The sequence below is a fragment of the Pseudomonas sp. YuFO8 genome, assembly GCF_035065025.1.
Lineage (GTDB): Bacteria > Pseudomonadota > Gammaproteobacteria > Pseudomonadales > Pseudomonadaceae > Aquipseudomonas > Aquipseudomonas putida_AE.
Genome location: NZ_JAXDEQ010000055.1, coordinates 1 through 21099 on the forward strand (window position 1 = coordinate 1; position 21099 = coordinate 21099).

Annotated in this window: 18 protein-coding genes; 10 read left to right on the forward strand and 8 right to left on the reverse strand. The window is 60.7% G+C overall.

Annotated features, from left to right (window positions below; all coding sequences use genetic code 11):
• Positions 1-151: 151 nt before the first annotated feature.
• The 3 genes from SOP95_RS28805 to SOP95_RS28815 form a co-directional block, all read right to left on the reverse strand.
• Complete coding sequence (locus SOP95_RS28805) at positions 152-1414, reverse strand: OmpP1/FadL family transporter (RefSeq protein WP_274074930.1); 1263 nt, start codon at positions 1412-1414, stop codon at positions 152-154.
• A gap of 145 nt (positions 1415-1559) precedes the next feature.
• On the reverse strand, positions 1560-2042 hold the full coding sequence (locus SOP95_RS28810; RefSeq protein WP_323609142.1) for a hypothetical protein: 483 nt from the start codon (positions 2040-2042) through the stop codon (positions 1560-1562).
• A 261-nt stretch (positions 2043-2303) separates the two neighbouring features.
• Positions 2304-2528: a hypothetical protein gene (locus SOP95_RS28815; RefSeq protein WP_007898912.1), complete on the reverse strand. Its 225-nt coding sequence runs from the start codon at positions 2526-2528 to the stop codon at positions 2304-2306.
• A gap of 990 nt (positions 2529-3518) precedes the next feature.
• Here SOP95_RS28815 and SOP95_RS28820 point away from each other — a divergent pair.
• A complete protein-coding gene (locus SOP95_RS28820) occupies positions 3519-3842 on the forward strand; it encodes a sel1 repeat family protein (RefSeq protein WP_323609143.1) in 324 nt (107 codons plus the stop codon).
• A 174-nt stretch (positions 3843-4016) separates the two neighbouring features.
• A complete protein-coding gene (rmuC, locus tag SOP95_RS28825; protein ID WP_323609170.1) occupies positions 4017-5381 on the forward strand; it encodes a DNA recombination protein RmuC in 1365 nt (454 codons plus the stop codon).
• A gap of 54 nt (positions 5382-5435) precedes the next feature.
• Here rmuC and SOP95_RS28830 read toward each other — a convergent pair whose 3' ends face one another.
• Entirely contained in the window at positions 5436-8906 is a 3471-nt protein-coding gene (locus SOP95_RS28830) for a hybrid sensor histidine kinase/response regulator (RefSeq protein WP_323609146.1), read from the reverse strand.
• A 244-nt stretch (positions 8907-9150) separates the two neighbouring features.
• On the opposite strand from SOP95_RS28830, the gene SOP95_RS28835 reads away from it, so the two are divergent.
• Positions 9151-9456, forward strand: coding sequence for a transposase (locus SOP95_RS28835; RefSeq protein ID WP_323609148.1), 306 nt, complete (start codon positions 9151-9153; stop codon positions 9454-9456).
• Entirely contained in the window at positions 9453-10289 is an 837-nt protein-coding gene (locus SOP95_RS28840; protein WP_323609149.1) for an IS3 family transposase, read from the forward strand. Before SOP95_RS28835 ends, SOP95_RS28840 begins: the two co-directional genes overlap by 4 nt.
• Positions 10290-10460: 171 nt before the next feature.
• On the opposite strand, the gene SOP95_RS28845 is transcribed toward SOP95_RS28840, so the two are convergent.
• Positions 10461-11366: a LysR family transcriptional regulator gene (locus tag SOP95_RS28845; RefSeq protein WP_323609150.1), complete on the reverse strand. Its 906-nt coding sequence runs from the start codon at positions 11364-11366 to the stop codon at positions 10461-10463.
• Positions 11367-11480: 114 nt separating this feature from the next.
• Here SOP95_RS28845 and SOP95_RS28850 point away from each other — a divergent pair, with 114 nt between their 5' ends.
• From SOP95_RS28850 to SOP95_RS28865, 4 genes are all read left to right on the forward strand, one after another.
• Positions 11481-12146: an MOSC domain-containing protein gene (locus SOP95_RS28850; RefSeq protein ID WP_323609151.1), complete on the forward strand. Its 666-nt coding sequence runs from the start codon at positions 11481-11483 to the stop codon at positions 12144-12146.
• A 130-nt stretch (positions 12147-12276) separates the two neighbouring features.
• Complete coding sequence (locus SOP95_RS28855) at positions 12277-13794, forward strand: CoA-acylating methylmalonate-semialdehyde dehydrogenase (protein WP_274078046.1); 1518 nt, start codon at positions 12277-12279, stop codon at positions 13792-13794.
• 91 nt (positions 13795-13885) lie between these two features.
• Complete coding sequence (locus SOP95_RS28860) at positions 13886-14956, forward strand: NAD(P)H-dependent flavin oxidoreductase (RefSeq protein WP_274078045.1); 1071 nt, start codon at positions 13886-13888, stop codon at positions 14954-14956.
• A 35-nt stretch (positions 14957-14991) separates the two neighbouring features.
• A complete protein-coding gene (locus tag SOP95_RS28865) occupies positions 14992-15546 on the forward strand; it encodes a nucleotidyltransferase family protein (protein ID WP_274078044.1) in 555 nt (184 codons plus the stop codon).
• Between the two features lie 129 nt (positions 15547-15675).
• Here SOP95_RS28865 and SOP95_RS28870 read toward each other — a convergent pair whose 3' ends face one another.
• Positions 15676-15882, reverse strand: a complete 207-nt coding sequence (locus SOP95_RS28870; RefSeq protein ID WP_274078043.1) for a hypothetical protein — start codon at positions 15880-15882, stop codon at positions 15676-15678.
• 188 nt (positions 15883-16070) lie between these two features.
• A complete protein-coding gene (locus tag SOP95_RS28875) occupies positions 16071-16817 on the reverse strand; it encodes a hypothetical protein (protein ID WP_323609154.1) in 747 nt (248 codons plus the stop codon).
• 270 nt (positions 16818-17087) lie between these two features.
• Here SOP95_RS28875 and nspC point away from each other — a divergent pair, with 270 nt between their 5' ends.
• Entirely contained in the window at positions 17088-18185 is a 1098-nt protein-coding gene (gene nspC / locus SOP95_RS28880) for a carboxynorspermidine decarboxylase (protein WP_323609155.1), read from the forward strand.
• A gap of 27 nt (positions 18186-18212) precedes the next feature.
• A complete protein-coding gene (locus SOP95_RS28885) occupies positions 18213-19457 on the forward strand; it encodes a saccharopine dehydrogenase family protein (RefSeq protein WP_274078040.1) in 1245 nt (414 codons plus the stop codon).
• A 151-nt stretch (positions 19458-19608) separates the two neighbouring features.
• Here the strand turns inward: SOP95_RS28885 and SOP95_RS28890 are convergent, their stop codons facing one another.
• Positions 19609-21000, reverse strand: coding sequence for an aldehyde dehydrogenase family protein (locus SOP95_RS28890; protein WP_323609158.1), 1392 nt, complete (start codon positions 20998-21000; stop codon positions 19609-19611).
• Positions 21001-21099: the final 99 nt, after the last annotated feature.

The window sequence follows — 21099 nt, forward strand, 5'->3', positions numbered from 1 at the left end:
CTGCCACCGTGGCGCATTGACGCCTCGGCTGGGGCGAGTCCATCCAATTACAGGTATTGCGTTATCAGGTTGAAATGAAAAAGCCCCGCCTCTGTGCCAGAGAGCGGGGCTTTTTTGCTTCGGGCGAGGGGTTCAGGCTCGCCGCACGTCATCAGAAGCGGTAGGTCGCACCGACACCGAAACCGTTCGCCCAGTTTTCATACTTGGCGCTGTAGTTCTGACGGCCATTGTTGTCGTTGACCTTGACCGACTCTTCACGCAGATACGAGTACGCCAAGTCGATGGTCAGGTCGTCGGTCGGGCTCCAGCCGGCGCCCAGGCTGAAAATCGTGCGATCGCCAGTCGGGATGCGTGGGGAGCGGTTTTCGTTGTTGGTTGGCGACTGGTCAACCGACAGACCGGTACGCAGTACCCACTGCTTGTTCAGCTGGTACGAAGCACCGATTGCGTGAGCCCAGGTGTCATGCCAGTTCTGCTCTTCAGTGATGGTGCCGAACGCTGGGTTCAAAGGAGCAGGCACGCCACTGTTCTCGACGGAGATTTCTTTCAGGCGGCTCCAGCGAGTCCAGGTGCTGCCTGCGTACAGGGTCCACTGGTCGTCCAGCTGATGAGTGACCGAAAAGTCCACGGACTCAGGGGTGGTAATGTCCAGCGAAGCATCAAACTTCTGTTGACCCAGTGGGCCGAGCGGGCTGTAGCTGAGCTTGGTGTCACCGTCGAGCTTGTATTTCACTTTCGAGTGATAGGTCAAGCCGACGCGAGTGGAGTCGGTGGCTTGAACCAGGATACCGATGTTGTAGCCCAGCGCAGTGTCGTCACCCTTGATTTTGACTTCACCGTCCGGTGCGGCCGGATTCGGGCTCAGCGACAGGTTCGATTCCAGCTTGCCGTCGATACGGTTGATGGTCGGGCCGAAACCGATCGACACCTTGTCGTTGAAGGCATAGCTGACGGTTGGCTGGAGGGTGATGATTTGCACTTCGCTCTTGCTGCCGAAGTAACGGCCGGCAAAGCCGTTCTCGTAGTCGGTCACCAGGCCGAATGGAGCGTAGACGCCGAAACCGACCGCCCACTGGTCATCGATAGGCTTGACGTAATAGCCCATCGGCACGCCCATGAAAGGGACCATGTCACCTTTGTTGGTGCCGCCATTGCGGGCGCTGGCATCACTGATGTCAGTGTGCGCGTCGATGAATGCAACGCCGCCGGTCACTTGCTCGCGCTTGAGGCGAGACATGCCGGCAGGGTTGCCAACAACTGTGGATGCGTCGTCGGCAGAAGAAGATCGCCCGGCAAAACCTGTCCCCATCCCGCTGATGCTTTGTTCGTTGAGGGCAAAGCCACTTGCGAAGATCTGGGTGGATGCCAAGGCAACGGCGAGGCTAATGGTGGTTTTGAGCATTACTTTTTTCATTATTAGAACTCCTGGTGATCACCGGGGCGAAAATTACCAACATTTTCGTCCCAGCGCCATAGGCTGTAATGCTTGATTTAGAGCGGTTTTGTAGGACAATCCGACCAAATTCGCTACCAGTTGAGCGATTTTGGATCCAGAGGTTTCAGCAGGCGACCTGATTCAGCGGTGATACACAGGTTTGCCAGGCGCAGGTGAAGTCTCTCAGGCGTCCCTGGGGCTGGAAGGTCTGGCGCCAGATTCGCGCCATGCCCAGCAGGTCGTCGGCTTCGGGGAGGGGGGTGTTCTGTTCTTCGACCAGCAGCCAGGCGATGGCAGTGGCGTAACGCAGGTTGACGGTCAATTCCAGGTGCGGGCCGCTGAGGAAGGCATGCTGGCTGGCCAGGCCACGAACCAGGCTCGCGCGTTCCGGATCGAGTGCCAGGTAGTGGTCCCAAAGTGCCTGGTGGCGGGGTTCGGCGATTCGGTACAGGCCGTGTCCACGGCGGTCATGCTGGGCGGAACCAAGGGCTGACTGGCTGGCGGCGATGCCTAGCAGCAGGGATTCGGCGGTTGCGCTATGGCGTCCAAGGTAGATCAAGGTCGGACGGATCACATAACGGCACAGTTCGCTGGCAGCGATACCCATAAAACCCTCGATACATCAATTTGGCGACGAACCTGAAAGGCTTTGGCAGCGGTGAATCGACTCAGGCTCGTCGGAAGCGGAACAGGCCGCTTGAGTTGAAGTCTAGTGTCATATTCACCGCGTAAAGGACTGTTTTTAAAATATTTCCGCTGGCGAGTTATAAACCTTATATCTATCCGTGCTTAGTCGCCATGAAACGTCGGGCAACAAAAAGCCCCGCTTTTCGGGCGGGGCTTCTGGTGTTTCAGTCGTGCTGGCGCTTCAGGCCACCAAGGCCTGGCGCGTACGCTCGATCACCGCCTGCAGCGGCTCGGCGCTGGAGTACTGGTCGGGGTACAGGCGTTCGCTGTGACGGGCGATGCCGTGTTCGTTGACCAGGGTGAAGCTGAAACAGCCTTTGCGAGCGGCCATGATCAGGCAGTTCATTGGTGCAAAAGCGTTGGTGAGGGTGCGGATGGCATCCTGAGTGTGGATTTGAGTAGACATAGTCATTGGGTGTTCCTACAAGCGACACGGATAAGAGCCGTGCAAAATTAAAACGTTCCAGTGACGACGACCACCGTTGGTCGAACGAAGAACCCGACTGGAACAAAGCAGCCAGTTTGAAGCGCTAAAAATTGGCGCGCTTGGGCTGGCAGGTAGGTACTTAGGAGGGCAGGCAGCACATCGAGGGCAAAGGTTCTGGGCCCGGGGTGAAGATCCTGATCAATTTGCAGGCTGGTTCGGTCAGAGTAAGTGAGCCTGGCAACACCCTTTGCATTCGATTCAAAGGCTGTGTTGGCGCAAGATTTACCTGGAAACCATCGAGGTGGTCGATCCCGCTTGTTCGGTGGCAGCTTCCTGTTGGAAGGCTGTTCCGGGGGGATTTGTTCGACCAGAATTGACTTTCAGCTTGGTACTAACGCCGCGGATACTAACGGATCGAACAGGCAAAGGGAAGGGTGTTGGCAAAAAAACTCTGATGCCGGCTCATCTTCATGGTCCGCCGACGGCTTGGCGATACCGGGAAGCTGCCCTGTCATCGCCCGGAAAACGACCGGCGGTCATCCTCATTCGACCCGTCGCAAGCGGCCTGGGACGCGGGTTTAACGGGGGTTATCCCCAACATTCGATGAAAAACGCGCCGAAAATGCACAGCGATATAACCGTCGCGAAGGTAGTTGTGCACATTAGTTGCGCGGACTGTCACGGCGCTGTCATCCAGCCTTCAAGCGCAGTGGGTGCCTGTAACCAAAATTTAAGTCAATGAAAAACATCGCTTTTTTTAACTGGTGAAAAAATCGTCAGTTTGACTGCAGGCCCCGTTCCATAAGCCTTTGCGCGAGTTCAATGGCGGTTGTCCACTGAGTTATCCACAGCTTCTGTGGATTGTCCCGAGCGCTTGCTCTAGGACGGGCGTGCCGGGTTTTTTTTCGGCTTTACCTGTAAGAAAAAGAGAGTAGAGTGGCGCGCCTTCCGATCTGCCCACAGTGCTTTATGAAGTTTCGTACACCACCTACTTCCTCCTCCGACAAATCGTCCACGGTTGCCTCACCCAAGCGCTTTTCGATGCGGGTGGCCGAGTGGCTGCTGGACAGCCCGCGCCTGGGCGAAAGCCCGAACGTCAAACACATCGCCGGCCGCTTGCTCAAGCAACCGGCCCGTGAAGGCGTCGTCGCCGCACAGAGCCGTTTGGGGCAGCTGATGTGCCGTGAGTGCGGCAATGCCCGGGATCGCCGGATTGGCCAGGATCTCTTGCGCCAGGCGGCGCGTGCAGGGGACTTGCGCGCACAACAGGAACTGGGCCTGATCGAAGACTGAGCTGTCCAAGACCTGACGCCTTGGTTAACCTTCAGGCTTATTTCAATGGCAGGAGTGGCTATGGCTATGGACTTGACCAGCGCATTGCTGGGGCTGGCGGGTGCGGCGCTGCCGTTGCTGGTGTTGGCCTGGCAGCTGCAGCGCCGGGCGAGCACCGCCCAGGCCCAGGCGGCGCTGCTGGAAGAGCGCCTGGCCATGGCGAATCTGGCGCAGGATGGCCTGAATGCGCAGCTCGAGGCCTGTCGCGATGAAGTCGCCGATCTCGGCCAGGCCAACGCTGCCAAACAGGCGGACCTCGCCGCCGTGCGGCGTGAGGTCGAGCTGCTGCAGATCGAGCGTGACGATGCCCGCGATGCGGCCCATGCCTGGAACATCGAACGCGCTGGCAAAGACGTCGAATTGCGCCGCCTCGACGCCCAGGCCGCGTCCCTCAAGGCCGAGCTGCGTGAGCAGCAGGAAAGCCATCAGCAGCGCCTCAACGACCTGCAGGGCTCGCGAGACGAGCTGCGTGCGCAGTTCGCCGAGCTGGCGGGGAAAATCTTCGATGAGCGCGAGCAGCGGTTTGCCGAAACCAGTCAGCAGCGCCTGGGACAATTGCTCGATCCGTTGAAGGAGCGCATCCAGTCTTTTGAAAAGCGCGTCGAGGAAAGTTATCAGGCCGAAGCCCGGGAGCGTTTCTCCCTGGCCAAGGAGCTGGAGCGCCTGCAACAACTCAATCTGCGCCTGAGCGACGAAGCCACCAACCTGACCCGGGCCCTGAAAGGGCAGAAAACCCAAGGCAACTGGGGCGAGTTGATCCTCGAGCGCGTGCTGGAGCATGCCGGGCTCGAGAAGGGCCGCGAGTACCAGACCCAGGTCAATCTCAAGGGCCCTGACGGCGAGCGTTTCCAGCCCGACGTGATCATCTACCTGCCGGGCGACAAACAGGTGGTGGTCGACTCCAAGGTCAGCCTGACGGCCTATCAGCAATACGTAGCGGCCGAAGACGACGCCATCGGCCAGATCGCCATCAAGCAGCACGTGCTGTCCTTGCGTAATCACGTCAAAGGCCTGGCCGGCAAGGACTACAAGCGTCTCGACGGCTTGCACAGCCTGGATTTCGTCTTGCTGTTCGTGCCGATCGAAGCGGCGTTTTCCGCCGCGTTGCAGGCCGAGCCGACGCTGTTCCAGGAAGCCTTCGACCGCAACATCGTGATCGTCAGCCCGACCACGCTGCTGGCGACCCTGCGGGTCATCGACAGCCTGTGGAAGCAGGAGCGGCAAAGCCAGAACGCCCGGGAAATCGCCGAGCGGGCCGGGTGGCTGTACGACAAGTTCGTGCTGTTCATCCAGGACCTGGACGAAGTCGGCAATCGCCTGCAGCAACTGGACAAGGCCTACAGCTCGGCGCGCAACAAGCTGACAGAAGGTCGCGGCAACCTGGTCAGCCGCAGCGAGCAGCTCAAGCTGCTGGGTGCGCGGGCGAGCAAGAGTCTGCCGGCGGATTTGCTGGAGCGGGCAATGACCGATGTGGATGGGTTGGTCGAGTTGCCGGAATAAAACATCAAAAGATCGCAGCCTTCGGCAGCTCCTACAGGGCAGAGATCTCTGTTGTTACAACGGCAAATGCCGACTCAACAACGCCCGCAACGCCGCCGGTTTCACCGGTTTGGCCAGGTAGTCGAGCCCCGCCGCGTGTACCTGGGCCATGGTCTCGGGTCGGCCGTCGGCGCTGATCACCACGCCGGGCACCGGCTCGCCCAGGCGGGTGCGCAGCCAGGCCATCAACTCGGTGCCGGTTTCGCCATCGTCCAGGTGGTAATCCACCAGCGCCAGTTGCGGGCGCAACCCATCGCCGAGCAGCGCCATGCACTCCTGGCGGTTACGCGCGGTCCACACCTGGCACCCCCAGCGGGTGAGCAGGCTGTTCATGCCGATCAGGATGCTGTCTTCATTGTCGACGCACAGCACGTGGGCGCCGCTGGGCAACTTGCCATTGAGTTCGGCCGCCTTGGCCGGCAGCGCAGCTTGCGCGCGGGCCAGGGGCACGCTGACGCTGAACACGCTGCCGCGCCCCGGCCACGAGCGCACGCGCAACTTGTGCCCCAATACGCGACAGAGTCCGTCGGCGATCGCCAGCCCCAGCCCAAGACCTTTCTCGGCGCGGGTCTGGTGGCTGTCCAGGCGTTTGAATTCTTCGAAGATCACCTGTTGCTTGTCTTCCGGAATGCCGGGCCCACGGTCCCAGACTTCCAGGCACAACTCACCCTGGCGACGGCGCACGCCCAGCAGTATCGGCCCTTTGGCATAGCGGAAAGCGTTGGTCAGGAAGTTCTGCAGGATGCGCCGCAACAGCTTGATGTCGCTGTCGATGCGCAACTTACTGCTCCTGACGCGAAACTCCAGCCCCTGGTCCCGCGCCAGCGCCTTGAACTCGGCACCGAGAGTGTCGAACAGCTCATTGAGCGCGAACGGCTTGGCATCCGGATTGATCTTGCCGTTTTCCAGGCGGGAAATATCCAGCAGATCGCTGATCAGGTCTTCGGCCGAACGCAGCGAACTGTCCAGGTGCTGGACCAGTTTTTGCGCCTCGGTGGACAGGCCGTCGTCCTGGTGGGAAAGGGCGGCGGAGAACAGGCGCGCGGCGTTCAACGGTTGCATGAGGTCATGGCTCACGGCCGCGAGGAACCGGGTTTTCGACTGGTTCGCGGCCTCGGCGGTGCCCTTGGCCTCGGTCAGTGCCACGTTGAGTTGCGACAGCTCGTGGGTGCGCTCGGTGACGCGCTGTTCCAGGCCCTCGTTGGCTTCGGTCAGCGCCTGCTCGGCTTCGCGGAACGCGGTAATGTCGGTGAAACTCATGACGAAGCCGCCACCGGGCATCGGGTTGCCGATCAGCTCGATCACCCGGCCGTTGGGGAACAGCCGTTCGGAGGTGTGGGCGCGGCCCTGGCGCATCCAGTGCAGGCGGCGGGCGACGTGCACTTCCGCTTCACCGGGGCCACATAAACCGCGCTCGGCGTTGTGGCGGATGATGTCGGCAATCGGCCGGCCGACGCTGATCAGGCCATCCGGGTAGTTGAACAGCTCCAGGTAGCGACGGTTCCAGGCCACCAGTTTCAGCGACTGGTCGACCACGCTGATGCCCTGGGTGATGTTCTCGATCGCCCCTTGCAGCAGCGCGCGGTTGAACTGCAGCACTTCCGAGGCTTCGTCGGCGATGCGCACCACGTCCTCAAGCTGCATTTCCCGGCCTTCAATGGCGGCTTTTACCACCGCGCGAGTCGATGAGGCCCCCAGCACACCGGCGAGCAGGCGTTCGGTGTGGGCGATCCATTCACCGTCGGCGTTCTGGTTCGGATTGAAGCCTTTGCCCTGGCGGTAGGCAAAACGGATGAAGCTCTGCCGGGCGCGTTCTTCGCCGACGAAGCGTGCGGCCAGTTGCAGCAGATCGTTGATCTGTACCGCGAGCATCGAGCGGGCGCTGGGCCGGGCGCTGATTTCCTGGCCGATGAAGCGGCCGGCCTGCCAGTGCTCCGACACGCGGGTGCGAGACAGCACCGAGACCCAGGCGAACAGCGTGAAGTTACCGGCCAGGGACAGCACCACGCCCTGGGTCAGCGGGGTGATCGGCAGGTTCAGCGGGTTGCTGTGCAGCCAAGCCAGGCCCGGGAAGCTGTTCAGGGACAAGCCGAGGCTGTGGGCGGCGATCGGCAGGATCAGCGTGTAGAACCACAGGAATGTACCGGCGGCGAGGCCGGCGAATACGCCGCGGCGGTTGGCCTGTTTCCAGTACAGAGCGCCGAGCATCGCCGGCGCCAGTTGCGTCACGGCAGCGAAGGCGATCTGGCCGATGGTCGCCAGGCTGGCGGTCGATCCCAGCAGGCGATAACTGACGTAGGCCAGGAGCAGGATGACCACGATGCTGACCCGGCGCACCGACAGCATCCACTGGCGGAACACCTCGAACGGGCGCTCGGCATTGTTGCGGCGCAGCAGCCAGGGCAACAGCATGTCGTTGGAGACCATGGTCGACAGCGCCACGCTGGCCACGATCACCATGCCGGTGGCCGCCGATGCGCCGCCGATGAAGGCCAGTAGCGCCAGGGCAGGATGCGCCTGGGCCAAGGGCAGGCTGATCACGAAGGAGTCGGGCAACACCGAACTGGGCAGCAACATCTGCCCCGCCAGCGCGATCGGCACGACGAACAGGGCTGCCAGGGCCAGGTAGGCCGGGAACACCCATTTGGCCAGGCGCAGATCCTGCGGGTCGATGTTCTCGACCACGGTGACGTGGAACTGCCGCGGCAGGCAGATGATCGCCATCATCGCCACGCCGGTCTGCACCACCATGGATGGCCAGTTGATGGTTTCCTTCCAGTATTCTTCGAGGCGCGGGGCGAGCATGGCCTGGTCGAAGAGATCGTCGAAGCCGTCGTACAGGCCGAAGGTCACGTAGGCGCCCACCGCCAGGAACGCGAACAGCTTGACCAGCGACTCGAACGCAATCGCCAGCACCATGCCGCGGTGGTGTTCCGTGGCGTCGAGGTTGCGCGTGCCGAAGACAATGGTGAACAGCGCCAGTACCAGGGACACCACCAGCGCGGTGTCTTGCGCGCGAACCCCCATGGCGTCGGCGCCAGCACCGATCAACAGGTTTACCCCGAGCACGATGCCCTTGAGCTGCAACGCGATGTAGGGCAGCACGCCGACCAGGCAGATCAGTGCTACCACCACCGCCAGGGATTGCGATTTGCCATAACGCGCGGCAATGAAGTCGGCAATCGAGGTGATGTTCTCCTGCTTGCTGATCATCACCATTTTCTGCAGGACCCACGGCGCGCCGATCAACAGCAGGATCGGCCCGAGGTAGATCGGCAGGAAGGACCAGAGCTGCTCGGCCGCCTGGCCCACCGCGCCAAAGAAGGTCCAGCTGGTGCAGTAGACCGCCAGCGACAGGCTGTACACCCAGGCTCGCACCCGCGGCGGCAGGGGCGCGCTGCGACGGTCGCCGTAGAAGGCGATGGCGAACATGATGGCCATATAGGCCAGGGCGACGACGGCAATCAGCCCGCTGGACAGCGACATGGGAACTCCAGGCAACCAAAGACACCCGAGCCTCCCGCCCGGACAGACAGTCTCGCACGATGGCAGGGGTTAGTCAGTGTCGACCAAGGTCGTGGCCCAAGGTCGCGGCGTTGCGGGGTGTCGCAGGGATAAAGGCCTTTGGATCTCGGGTGTCTGACCGGGCCTCTTCGCGAGCAAGCTGAACTGGCCTAATTATTCCGGACACCTCTTAAGGGCGATATGATTTCGCCAACTTGGAGGTTCCATGAACGAAAGAAAGGTCTACACCCGCGAGTTCAAGCTTCAGGCTGCCAGCATGGTGCTTGATGATAACTGTTCGGTTCCAGATGTTTGTGCATCGCTGGATATCGGGCCCACCGCTTTACGGCGCTGGGTCGATCAGGTTCGCAAGGAACGCGAGGGCCAGGCCGTCAAAGGCACCAAGGCGATTACCGAAGATCAGCGCCAGATTCAGGAGCTAAAAGCCAAGATCAAGCGCATGGAGATGGAGGCCGAGATCTTAAAAAAGGCTACCGCTCTCTTGATGTCGGATCCCGATCGTTTTCGATGATTGCGGAGCTAAGAGAGTCATTCCCGACGGCTATCGTGTGTCGCGTTTTTGGTGTGAAGCGCAGCAGCTTTTATGAGTGGCTTCAGCGACGCGCCAAACCGCGGATCAGACGCGAAGAGCTCAAGCTGAAAGTGGTTGAACTGCACAGTGAAAGCCGGGAGGCCATGGGCTCCAGGATGATCAGCAAAGGCCTGAAGGCCCAAAATATTACAGTTGGAAGAAGTGTGGTCAGAGCGCTGATGAGGGAAGCCAACATTGTCAGTAAGCAACGCCAGCCGCATCCATTCAGATCCAAAGGCGTGGAGGCATTTGTCGCGCCCAACCGGCTTAAGCGCAACTTCAAACCGGCTGCTGTTGATCAGGTCTGGTGTGGCGACGTTACCAGCTTGATGGTGGGAAAACGTTGGGTTCACCTGGCCATCGTAATTGACCTGTTTGCTCGTCGAGTCATTGGCTGGGCATTTTCTCTGGTCAATGACGCCAACTTGGTGAGCAAGGCGCTACGCATGGCGACAGAGGTACGAACCTGCTCGCCGGGGCTGATGTTCCACTCGGATCAGGGCTGTCAGTACACAAGTCGTAAGTTTCAAGAAGAACTGGCCCGCCACGGCATTTTGCAGAGCATGAGTCATCGCGGACAGTGCTGGGACAACGCTCCAACAGAGCGTTTTTTCGGCACACTGAAATCAGAATGGGTTCCCCGCAGCGGCTACAGCCTGGTCGAGGAAGCAAAAACCGACATGGTGCGCTTCTTCATGTATTACAACCGCACCAGGCTCCACAGCTACAACAACTACCTGTCGCCAATAGCTATGGAGCAAAAAGCGGCATAAACACCGTAATCGGTGTCCGGGATTACTTGACCAGTTCAAGCCAGCTCCTACATGGGTTTGCGCAAGGCGTTGCTTTGTGGTCGACGCGGGTGTGTAGGAGCCGGCTTGCCGGCGAAGGCGTCCTTGAATATTGCATCGAGTTTGCGGGCCTCTTCGCTGGCAAGTCAGCTCCTACAGGGGTTTGCGCAAGGCATTGCTTTGTGGTCGCGCGATCTGCTGTTGCGCCAGGCCGATGAAGGCGCTCATGGCCGAGGTGATCATCGTGTCGTTGCGGCGGATGAACACCGTGGAGACATTGGCGAACTCCGGCGGCAGGGTGTGGCAGCGGATGGCATGGCGCACGCTGCAATTTTCCGCGATGGCCTTGGGCAGCAGGGTCACACCCATGCCCGCGGCCACGCACGAGAGGATGCCATCGAGGGTGCCCAGTTCCATGATCTGGTTCGGCACCAGGCCCACCTGGTAGAACCAGTTTTCCAGGGTCGAGCGATAGAAGCAGCCGGTGCGGAACACCAGCACGGTCTGCTGGGGCATTTTCTCGATCAGCGCCGGCAGCGTTTCGAACTGGTTGCTGCTGACCAGCACCAACTCTTCGCAAAACACTTCTTCCTGGGCCAGCGCCGAGTTCTGGTGGAAGCCACCGACAAAGGCACCGTCGAGGCGATGGGCTTCGATCGCCTTGATCAGCTCGACCGTGGTGCCGGTCAGCAACGACAACTGCACTTGGGGAAACTGCTCGCGGTATTTGGTCAGCACTTGCGGCAAGCGAATGGCCGCAGTGGTTTCCATCGAGCCCAGCCTCAGCAGGCCGGTCGGGCTGCCGGTGTCCATCAGGGCGCTGCGGCTCTCGTCGGTCAGTTGCAGGATGCGCCGCGCGTAGCCGAGGAACGTCTCGCCCGCCGACGTGAGCACCACCCCGGACTTCTTGCGGATGAACAGCTCGCGATTGAGTTCGGCTTCCAGTTCCTTGACGCGCATGGTGACGTTGGACTGCACCGTGTTCACCTGCAACGCGGCGGCGGTGAAGCTGCCCAGCTCGGCCACGGCGCAGAATATCTTCAGTTGGCGCATTTCCATGATTGTCACCACCCATCTTTAAAAGTGATTGTTGACATACTTATTGATCACTTTACGGGCTTTTCCGCTGATTAGTAAAGTGGCCCAAACCCGGTATTTATTGAAGGTCGACCCATGACACTGACTTCGAAAATTGACCATGTCTTCGCCAGCGGCCTGGGGGTGTTGGAACCCGAAGGGCAGCGTACCGGCATCTTCAAGCAACGCCGCGCTGGCTCCGTACGCGTGGAGTTGCACGGGATCGTCGGCGACCAGCACGGCGACACCCGGGTGCACGGTGGCCCGGAGAAGGCGGTGCATCAGTATGCGGCGCAAAACTACCCGCGTCTGGCGCAGGCGTTTGTGCCCAGTGCCGGGCAATTGGTCGCGGGGAGCCTGGGGGAGAACATTTCCGCGTTCGGGCTCTCTGAACTCAACGTGCACATCGGCGACGTGTTTCGCGTCGGCAGCAGCGTGTTGCAGGTGTCCCAGCCACGCAGCCCGTGCTGGAAAATCAACCATCGCTTTGCCGCCGAACACATGTCCATGTTCGTCGCCCGGGAGCGGATCACGGGGTGGTATTACCGGGTGCTTGAGCCGGGATTCCTGGAAGCGGGGGACCGTATCGAACTGCTGGAACGGCATGACGAACGCTTTTCCATCGACCAGTTCTGGCAGGTGCAACTGTCGCACCGGCCGGTGATCGACGATCTGCTGGCGCTGGCGGCGAGCCACGGCCTCGCCGCGGACTGGAAGCGCCGCCTGGGTGAAAGGGCGAAGTGGCTGCTTCATAAAATATGATCCATAAGATCATTAATCATCATTTTACATGATTTATCGGCGGGCCTACCTTGGCCATGTCGGGAGCGCTACGGCCCCGGCCTGACAACAACAAGAGATGGCTCTTATCCACCACCAGGGGACACCCGCCATGAGCACCCAGCCTGCAGACATCGCACACTACATTCACGGTCGCCTGACGCCCGGCACTTCCAGTCGCTCGCAGTCCGTCACCAACCCTGCCACCGGTTCGGTGATCGGCAAGGTGGCCCTTGCCAGCGCTGCTGACGTCGACGCCGCGGTGCAGTCCGCCGCCCGCGCCTTCCCGGCCTGGTCGGCGACGCCGCCGCTGCGCCGCGCGCGTATCCTGTTCAAGTTCCTCGCGCTGCTGAACGAGCACCGCGACACCCTGGCGCGGATGATCACCACCGAACATGGCAAGGTCTTCACCGATGCCCAGGGCGAAGTGACGCGCGGCATCGAGGTCGTCGAGTTTGCCTGCGGCATCCCGCAACTGCTCAAGGGCGACTACACCGAGCAGGTCTCGACCAACATCGACAACTGGACCCTGCGCCAGTCCCTGGGCGTGGTGGCCGGCATCACGCCGTTCAACTTCCCGGTGATGGTGCCGATGTGGATGTTCCCGGTGGCCATCGCCTGCGGGAACACCTTCGTGCTCAAGCCGAGCCCGATCGATCCATCACCGGCGTTGCTGATCGCCGAGCTGTTCAAGGAAGCCGGGCTGCCGGACGGCGTGTTCAATGTGGTGCAGGGCGACAAGGAAGCCGTGGATGCGCTGCTCGACCACCCTGAAGTCAAGGCCGTGAGCTTCGTCGGCTCGACGCCGATCGCCAACTACATCTACGAGACCGGGGCTCGCCACGGCAAGCGCGTCCAGGCGTTGGGCGGGGCGAAGAACCACATGGTGGTGATGCCCGATGCCGACGTCGACCAGGTGGTCGACGCGCTGATCGGTGCCGCCTTCGGTTCTGCCGGCGAGCGCTGCATGGCGATCTCGGTGGCGGTGTTTGTTGGCGACGTGGCCGACAAGGTCATGCCGAAACTGCTGGAGCGCACCCGCACCCTGAAGATCCTCGAGGGCATGAACCTGGCCGCCGAAATGGGCCCGATCGTCTCGCAAGCGGCGCTTCAGCGCATCACCGGCTACATCGAGCAAGGCATCGCTGAAGGCGCCGAGCTGCTGGTCGACGGCCGCGGCTTTGACGGCTCGCAGGCCGGTGCCGATTGCGCCGGGGGCTTCTGGCTGGGTGGCACGGTGTTCGACCATGTCACCCCCGAGATGAAGATCTACAAGGAGGAAATCTTCGGTCCGGTGCTGGCCTGCATGCGGGTCAAGGATTTTGCCGAGGCGGTCGATCTGGTCAATGCCCATGAGTTCGGCAACGGCACCGCGTGCTACACCCGCGACGGTCACATCGCCCGTGAATTCGCGACCCGCATCCAGGTGGGCATGGTTGGCATCAACGTGCCGATTCCGGTGCCGATGGCGTGGCACGGATTCGGTGGCTGGAAGCGCTCGCTGTTCGGTGATGTGCACGCCTATGGCGAAGAGGGTGTGCGGTTCTACACCAAGCAAAAGTCGGTCATGCAGCGCTGGCCGAACAGCATTGCCAAGGGCGCCGAGTTTGCCATGCCGACTTCAAAGTAGGCATTTTTCGAGTTGGAGGGCGTGCAGGCGAGGCTTGCACGCTGCCCCTGGCTCCAGCGTCCACTTTCATTTATCAGGTTCAGGTGCTGCCATGTCCAATCCTCTGTTGTCCCTTTTGCAGATCGAACTGCCGATCATTCAAGCGCCGATGGTGGGCGTCTCCACCCCCGGGCTCGCGGCGGCGGTGTCCAATGCGGGCGGGTTGGGTTCCATCGGCATTGGCGCGAGCACTGTCGAGCAGGCGCGGGTCATGCTGCGCGAGACGGCGGCACAGACCGGCAAGCCCTTCAACGTGAATGTTTTCTGCCACCAGCCCGCAGTCCGGGACGCCGTGCGGGAAGCGCAGTGGCTGCAGTTTCTGGCAGGTTTTTTCGCCGAGTTTGGCGCCACGGCACCCGGGGCGCTGCGGGAAATCTACACCTCGTTCGTCGAAGATGCCGGGATGCTGCAGATGCTGCTGGAGGAAAAGCCGGCGGTGGTCAGCTTCCATTTTGGCCTGCCCGGACAAGCGGCCATCGATGCACTCAAGGCGGCTGGCATCCTGCTGCTGTGCTCCGTGACCAGCCTGGCCGAAGCGCAGGCGGCGCAGGACGCGGGTGTGCATGCACTGGTGGCTCAGGGGTACGAGGCCGGCGGGCATCGTGGGGTGTTCGATCCGCAGCAGGATGTGCAGATGGGCATCCTGGCCCTGGTACGGGTCCTGGTCGATGCCTGCCGGCTGCCAGTGATCGCAGCGGGCGGCATCATGGACGGTGCCGGCATCAACGCCGTCATGCAGTTGGGTGCCAGTGCCGCGCAACTGGGCACGGCGTTCATTCTCTGCCCGGAGTCGTCCGCGAACGGCGCCTACCGTGAAGCGCTCAAAGGGCCGCGGGCGCAGCAGACGCGCGTCACCAGCGTCATCTCCGGCCGCCCGGCCCGGGGCATGGTCAATAGAAACTTCACCAGCCTCGAGGTGCCAGGCATCGTCTTGCCGGACTACCCGCTCACCTATGACGCCAACAAGGCGCTCAATGTCGCAGCAGCGACCCGGGGCAATAGCGATTTTGCCGTGCAATGGGCCGGGCAGGGCGCACCGCTGGCGCGGGAACTACCGGCTGTGGCGTTGGTGGAGTTGCTGGTGGCCGAGATGCAATCCGGTCATGGTTTTGTTGTAACTTAGGCGACAGGACTGAATCGGTTTCCAAGGGATGAACCATGACATTGACGGCCGAAAGGTTGGTCGGCATCGCAATGACCAACCCGATCAACGCGCAATTGATTTCACGCTTGCCTGGGCTTGGCCTGGATCAATGCCTGCTCACGGCAGGCTGCCTGTTCCAGGCGGTATGGAATGCAAAGGCGCAACGGGATCCTGGCTGGGGCGTGAAGGATTACGACGTTTTTTACTTTGACACGGACCTGTCCTGGGAGGCCGAGAACGAGGTGATACACCGGGCTCGACCGCTGTTCGAGGACCTGGGGGTCAATGTTGAATTCAAGAATCAGGCGCGCGTGCACCTTTGGTACGAGCAGCGCTTTGGTGGGAATTATCCGAGGCTTGATTCGGCCAGGGACGGGGTTGATCGCTACCTGGTGGCGGGCACCTGTATCGGCCTGGATGTCGCCACCGGCGAGGTCTATGCCCCCTATGGCCTGGCGGATGTCGACCAGGGCGTGCTGCGCATCAACCCGGCAAACCCCAGGCCTGAGCTGTTTGAACAGAAGGCGAAAAGTTATCAGGCTCGCTGGCCGTGGTTGAAGATTGTGTAAGACAACGCGCCCCTGCAGGAGCTGGCTTGCCAGCGAAGGCGGCCTCGAAGGGTGCATTGACCTTTCGGGCCTCTTCGCTGGCAAGCCAGCTCCTACAGTAGATTCGGTACATCCGTAAGCGATTGGGCCTCAGGCTACGAAGGCCGTTACCTGTGCGAGGCTGTTGTCCTGGGCCGCCGCGACGAGGTGCAGGGGCACATGCGGTTGCTCGACGGGGGTGACAATTTCAAAGCTTCCTACAATATGCAGCTGTCGCTCGCTCAGTCCGGTCGACTCTTGTTCCTTTGCCTTAGCCATTCTCGCGTGGTTCGCTGCGATTTCGTTGAGAGTTGACACGTTACATCTCCGGTGACTGACCAAGCGTATTGCTGGAGTCCTTTAGCGTTGATTGGATGGCCGTCGCGTCAGTTTTATGTCGTTCGCGACGGCTAACGCGGGCCGGTGCAATCCCCACGCCAGAGAAGGCCGGGTTTCACCCTGTGCGATTTCATTTGCGACGAAAGGTTACACGGTTTGGTATCGGGTCAAAACACGATGCCTATCTTCGCGCCATACTCGTCTCGGGTCTGTTTGTCGAAGTCTGTGAACTGAAACTGACCGTCCGTTTCATATTCGTACCGGTTGAAGTAAAGGCTTGCAATCACGGGAACCGATCCTTGCTGGTTGAACAGCCAACTCAGCTCTACAAAAGGATTGGTGGTGCCTTCAAGGTCCAGTTCCTGGTTGCCCACATCATTGATTTCCAACCGCGAGTCGCCGTCAATAACCTGCCGAACCCCTGCTTCCAGGCGCAAAGTCGAATTGCTGAAGGCGTGGTTGTAGCCCAGCGCCAATTTAGCGAAGGGGGTGCGATTGGTGAGATTGATGTCGTACCTGTTGAAGTCCGGGTCATAACGGTTCCACTTATAGCCCGCTCCGATCAAAACGTCTAAAAAATTCTCGGTATCCAAAGCCAGCCTCCAGCCAAGGTCCAGGTCGGCCTGGCCATCGCTGACGCGCTGATGCTTTTCTTCAGAGTACTGACCGGTGATTTCCGCCTGATACACAAGGCCGGGCCCGCCGGTCATCTTGTTGCCGAAGTTGAGGAACAGGCCCGCCTCGGGGATATGCTCTGTACTGGTGGTTCCACGGCCGGAGAACTCCAGTTCGCTATAGCTTCCCAGCAGCCCGACGGCAAAAACAGGCGCTTGGGAAGGTGTTGCGCAAGTGATTGGCGGGGCGAGACCCGCAAGCAGGGAAGTGACAACAGCAGCAAGACTGGTTCTATTCATGAGAACTCCATCAGCGCAGTACCGGTCCGTGGTGGACCTGTCACTAACAACAATAGTCGGTTTTGGTGCGACGTTAGACCGGTCGTCGGAGCGAACGAAAAAAAGATGGCATTTCGCCTTGACGTCATCTTTTTGTCGCGTGCAGGTGCGATGTTGCGGGGTCGTCAGAGGAATCCTGTCCGACGAACTGCGCTTCTGCTCTTTCGATCTGTGCCCAGTGCGGGCACAATGCGCATCCTTTTTTTGGCTGGCCTTGCCGGAGGCCTCGAAATGATCAAAACGCCGTACTACCTCATCGACAAGCAAAAGCTGCTGGGCAACATGGAAAAGATTGCCTACGTGCGTGAACAGTCCGGGGCCAAGGCCCTGCTGGCGCTCAAGTGCTTTGCCACCTGGTCGGTGTTCGACCTGATGCAGCAGTACATGGATGGCACCACCTCGTCGTCGCTCTACGAGCTCAAGCTCGGCCGCCAGAAATTCGCCGGCGAGACCCACGCCTACAGCGTCGCCTGGGCCGATGACGAAATCGAGGAGATGCTCGACAACTGCGACAAGATCATCTTCAACTCCATCGGCCAATTGCAGCGCTACACTGAAAGCTCTGCAGGCAAGGTCCGTGGTCTGCGGGTCAACCCCCAGGTGAGCAGCTCCGATTACCTGCTGGCCGACCCGGCACGCCCGTTCAGCCGCCTGGGCGAGTGGGACCCGGTGAAGATCGAGCAGGTCATCGAGCAGATCTCCGGCTTCATGTTCCACAACAACTGCGAGAACGGCGACTTCGGCCTGTTCGACCAGATGCTGTGCACCATCGAAGAGCGTTTCGGCCATCTGCTGCACAAGGTCGAATGGGTCAGCCTCGGTGGCGGCATTCACTTCACCGGTGAAGGCTATGCACTGGATGAGTTCTGCGCGCGCCTGAAGGCGTTCTCGCAGAAGTACGGCGTGCAGGTGTACCTGGAGCCGGGCGAAGCGGCCATTACCCAGAGTGCGTCGCTGGAAGTCACCGTGCTCGACACCCTCTACAACGGCAAGCACCTGGCGGTCGTGGACAGCTCCATCGAAGCGCACATGCTCGACCTGCTGATCTACCGCCTGAACGCCAAGCTGGCCCCGAGCGCGGGTGAGCACACCTACATGGTGTGCGGCAAATCCTGCCTGGCCGGGGACATTTTCGGTGAGTACCAGTTCGATCGTCCGCTGGCCATTGGCGACCGCCTGTCGTTCGTTGACGCCGCGGGCTACACCATGGTCAAGAAGAACTGGTTCAACGGCCTGAAAATGCCGTCCATCGTAGTGAAACAACTCGACGGTACTGTCGAAGTGGTTCGTGAGTTCGGTTACAACGACTATATGTCCAGCCTCTCGTAAGCTGGCTGAGAAGGAGAGAGAGAAAAATTGAAGAAGAACGTACTTATCATTGGTGCAGGAGGTGTCGCCAAGGTGGTGGCCCACAAGTGCGCGCAGCACAACGACGAACTCGGTCGTATTGCTATCGCGTCGCGCAACATCTCCAAATGCCAGGCCATCATCGACAGCGTCAAGGCCAAGGGCAGCCTCAAACAGCCCGCTGAAATCAAGGCATTCACCCTCAATGCCCTGGACGTCGAGGCGACCAAGAAGCTGATTCGCGAAACCGAATCGCAGATCGTCATCAACGTCGGTTCCGCTTTCCTCAACATGTCGGTGCTGCGCGCCTGCATCGATACCGGCGTGGCCTACCTGGACACCGCCATTCACGAAGAACCGGGCAAGATTTGCGAAACGCCGCCCTGGTATGGCAACTACGAGTGGAAACACCTCGAGGAATGCCAACAAAAGAACGTTACCGCCATTCTTGGCGTGGGCTTCGATCCGGGCGTGGTCAACGCCTATGCGGCCCTGGCCAAGCAACAGTATTTCGACAGCATTGATTCGATCGACATCCTCGACGTCAATGCTGGATCCCATGGCAAGTACTTTGCCACCAACTTCGACCCGGAAATCAATTTCCGCGAGTTCACCGGGCAGGTGTGGAGCTGGCAGGACAGCCAGTGGACCAGCAACACCATGTTCGAAGTCAAGCGCACCGACGACCTGCCGGTAGTAGGTTCGCAGAACCTGTACCTGACCGGTCACGACGAAGTGCACTCGCTGTCGAAGAACCTCGGCGTGCCCAACGTGCGCTTCTGGATGAGCTTCGGCGAGCACTACATCAATGTGTTCACCGTGCTCAGGAATCTTGGCCTGCTCTCCGAGCAACCGGTCAAGACCGCCGAAGGCCTGGAAGTCGTGCCGCTCAAAGTGGTCAAGGCCGTACTGCCTGATCCGAGCTCGCTGGCCCCTGGCTACACCGGCAAGACCTGCATCGGTGACCTGGTCAAGGGCACCAAGGATGGCAAGCCACGCGAAGTGTTCATCTACAACGTCGCGGATCACGAGGAAGCCTTTGCCGAAACCGACAGCCAGGGCATTTCCTACACCGCCGGCGTACCACCGGTGGCTGCAGCGCTACTGGTAGCTCGCGGCGAGTGGGACGTGCAGCGCATGGTCAACGTCGAGGAGCTGCCAGCCGAGGCGTTCCTCAAGGCGCTGGACGTGATGGGCCTGCCGACCCGCATCAAGGACGAGCACGGCGACCGTGCGTGGGACTGCAACGCCTGAGGCATTTCAAACGAAAAAAACGCCGCTCATTGAGCGGCGTTTTTGTATCAAAGACAAGATCAAAAGATCGCAGCCTGCGGCAGCTCCTACAGGGATTTTGCCGATACCGAGTCAATGTAGGAGCTGCCGCAGGCTGCGATCTTTTGGCGGATCAGTGGCGATCCAGCCACACCGTCTGCGCATTGCAGAATTCGCGCACGCCGAAGTGCGACAGTTCGCGACCGAACCCGCTTTTCTTCACCCCACCGAAGGTCACGCGCGGGTCGCTGGCGCAGTAACCATTGATGAACACCCCGCCGGTTTCCAGCTCGCTGGCCATCTGCTCGGCCTGCGCGACATTGCCGCTGTAGATGGTGGCAGCCAGACCGAACTCACTGTCGTTCGCCAGCTCCAGCGCATGCGCTGCGTCGCGGGCGGTGATGATCGAGGCCACCGGACCAAACAGCTCCTGCTTGAACGAGGTCATCAGGTCAGTCACGCCAGCCAGAACCGTGGGCTCATAGAAGTTACCCGGGCCCTCGGCTTTCTGGCCACCCAGCAGCAAGGTCGCGCCTTCCTCGAGGGTGTCGCGCACCTGTTGATCCAGTTCGTCACGCAGATCGAAGCGGGCCATCGGGCCGATATAGGTTTCGGCGGACAGCGGATCGCCGACGGCCAATTGGCGCGTGGCTTCGACAAAGCGGCGGGTGAACTCCTCGACAATGCCTTGCTCGACGATCAGGCGCTTGGCCGCCGCACAGACTTGCCCGGTGTTCTGGTAACGCCCGATCACGGCCGCCTTGACGGCGTCGTCGAGGTTGGCATCGTTGAGCACGATGAACGGATCGGAGCCGCCCAGTTCCAGGACGGACTTCTTCAGCACTGCACCGGCCTGGGCACCGATGGCCATGCCGGCGCGCACGCTGCCGGTCAGGGTAACGGCGGCGATGCGGGGGTCGGCAATCGCCGTGGAAACACCGTCCGGCGTAACGTTGATCACCTCGAAAACACCTTCGGCGAAGCCTGCCTGCTTGAACGCATCAAGCAGCAGGTAGGCGCTGCCCATCACATTCGGCGCGTGCTTGAGTACGTAGGTGTTGCCGGCCAGCAGGGTTGGAACGGCACCGCGCAGCACTTGCCAGATCGGGAAGTTCCACGGCATGACCGCGAGAATAGGCCCCAGTGGGCGATATTCGATACGTGCCTTGCCGCCTTCGACCAGGGTCGGTTCGGCGCTGAGCATGGCCGGGCCGTGTTCGGCATACCATGCGCAGAGCTGCGCACATTTTTCGATTTCACCGCGGGCCTGGGCGATCGGCTTGCCCATTTCCAGGGTGATCATGCGCGCCATGGCCTCGGCGTTGTCGCGCAATGCCTGGCCCAGGGCAAGCAGGCGTTGCACGCGTTGTGCCACCGGTTGGCGGCTCCAGACACGGAACCCGGCTGCAGAGCGCGCCAGGGCGGCCTGCAATGCCTCGGCGGATTCGAAAGGGTAGTGGCCGATCTGTTCACCGGTAGTCGGGTTGATCGAAATGGCGTGGGTAAGGCTGGATACGTGGGTCATGGCACCGTCCTGCGGGGTGGGAATGTGCTCAGGTTAAGGTGCTGTATGTTTTCTTGAAACTGAATAATAATGAGCGATATGTTCACGTTTGGAGAATGC

Excerpts from the sequence above, each read along its gene's own strand:
- SOP95_RS28805 (WP_274074930.1), bottom strand. The coding sequence starts at position 1,414 with ATGAAAAAAGTAATGCTCAAAACCACCATTAGCCTCGCCGTTGCCTTG.
- SOP95_RS28810 (WP_323609142.1), bottom strand. The coding sequence starts at position 2,042 with ATGGGTATCGCTGCCAGCGAACTGTGCCGTTATGTGATCCGTCCGACC.
- SOP95_RS28815 (WP_007898912.1), bottom strand. The coding sequence starts at position 2,528 with ATGTCTACTCAAATCCACACTCAGGATGCCATCCGCACCCTCACCAAC.
- SOP95_RS28820 (WP_323609143.1), top strand. The coding sequence starts at position 3,519 with ATGAAGTTTCGTACACCACCTACTTCCTCCTCCGACAAATCGTCCACG.
- SOP95_RS28830 (WP_323609146.1), bottom strand. The coding sequence starts at position 8,906 with ATGTCGCTGTCCAGCGGGCTGATTGCCGTCGTCGCCCTGGCCTATATG.
- SOP95_RS28835 (WP_323609148.1), top strand. The coding sequence starts at position 9,151 with ATGAACGAAAGAAAGGTCTACACCCGCGAGTTCAAGCTTCAGGCTGCC.
- SOP95_RS28840 (WP_323609149.1), top strand. The coding sequence starts at position 9,453 with ATGATTGCGGAGCTAAGAGAGTCATTCCCGACGGCTATCGTGTGTCGC.
- SOP95_RS28845 (WP_323609150.1), bottom strand. The coding sequence starts at position 11,366 with ATGGAAATGCGCCAACTGAAGATATTCTGCGCCGTGGCCGAGCTGGGC.
- SOP95_RS28850 (WP_323609151.1), top strand. The coding sequence starts at position 11,481 with ATGACACTGACTTCGAAAATTGACCATGTCTTCGCCAGCGGCCTGGGG.
- SOP95_RS28855 (WP_274078046.1), top strand. The coding sequence starts at position 12,277 with ATGAGCACCCAGCCTGCAGACATCGCACACTACATTCACGGTCGCCTG.
- SOP95_RS28860 (WP_274078045.1), top strand. The coding sequence starts at position 13,886 with ATGTCCAATCCTCTGTTGTCCCTTTTGCAGATCGAACTGCCGATCATT.
- SOP95_RS28865 (WP_274078044.1), top strand. The coding sequence starts at position 14,992 with ATGACATTGACGGCCGAAAGGTTGGTCGGCATCGCAATGACCAACCCG.
- SOP95_RS28875 (WP_323609154.1), bottom strand. The coding sequence starts at position 16,817 with ATGAATAGAACCAGTCTTGCTGCTGTTGTCACTTCCCTGCTTGCGGGT.
- nspC (WP_323609155.1), top strand. The coding sequence starts at position 17,088 with ATGATCAAAACGCCGTACTACCTCATCGACAAGCAAAAGCTGCTGGGC.
- SOP95_RS28890 (WP_323609158.1), bottom strand. The coding sequence starts at position 21,000 with ATGACCCACGTATCCAGCCTTACCCACGCCATTTCGATCAACCCGACT.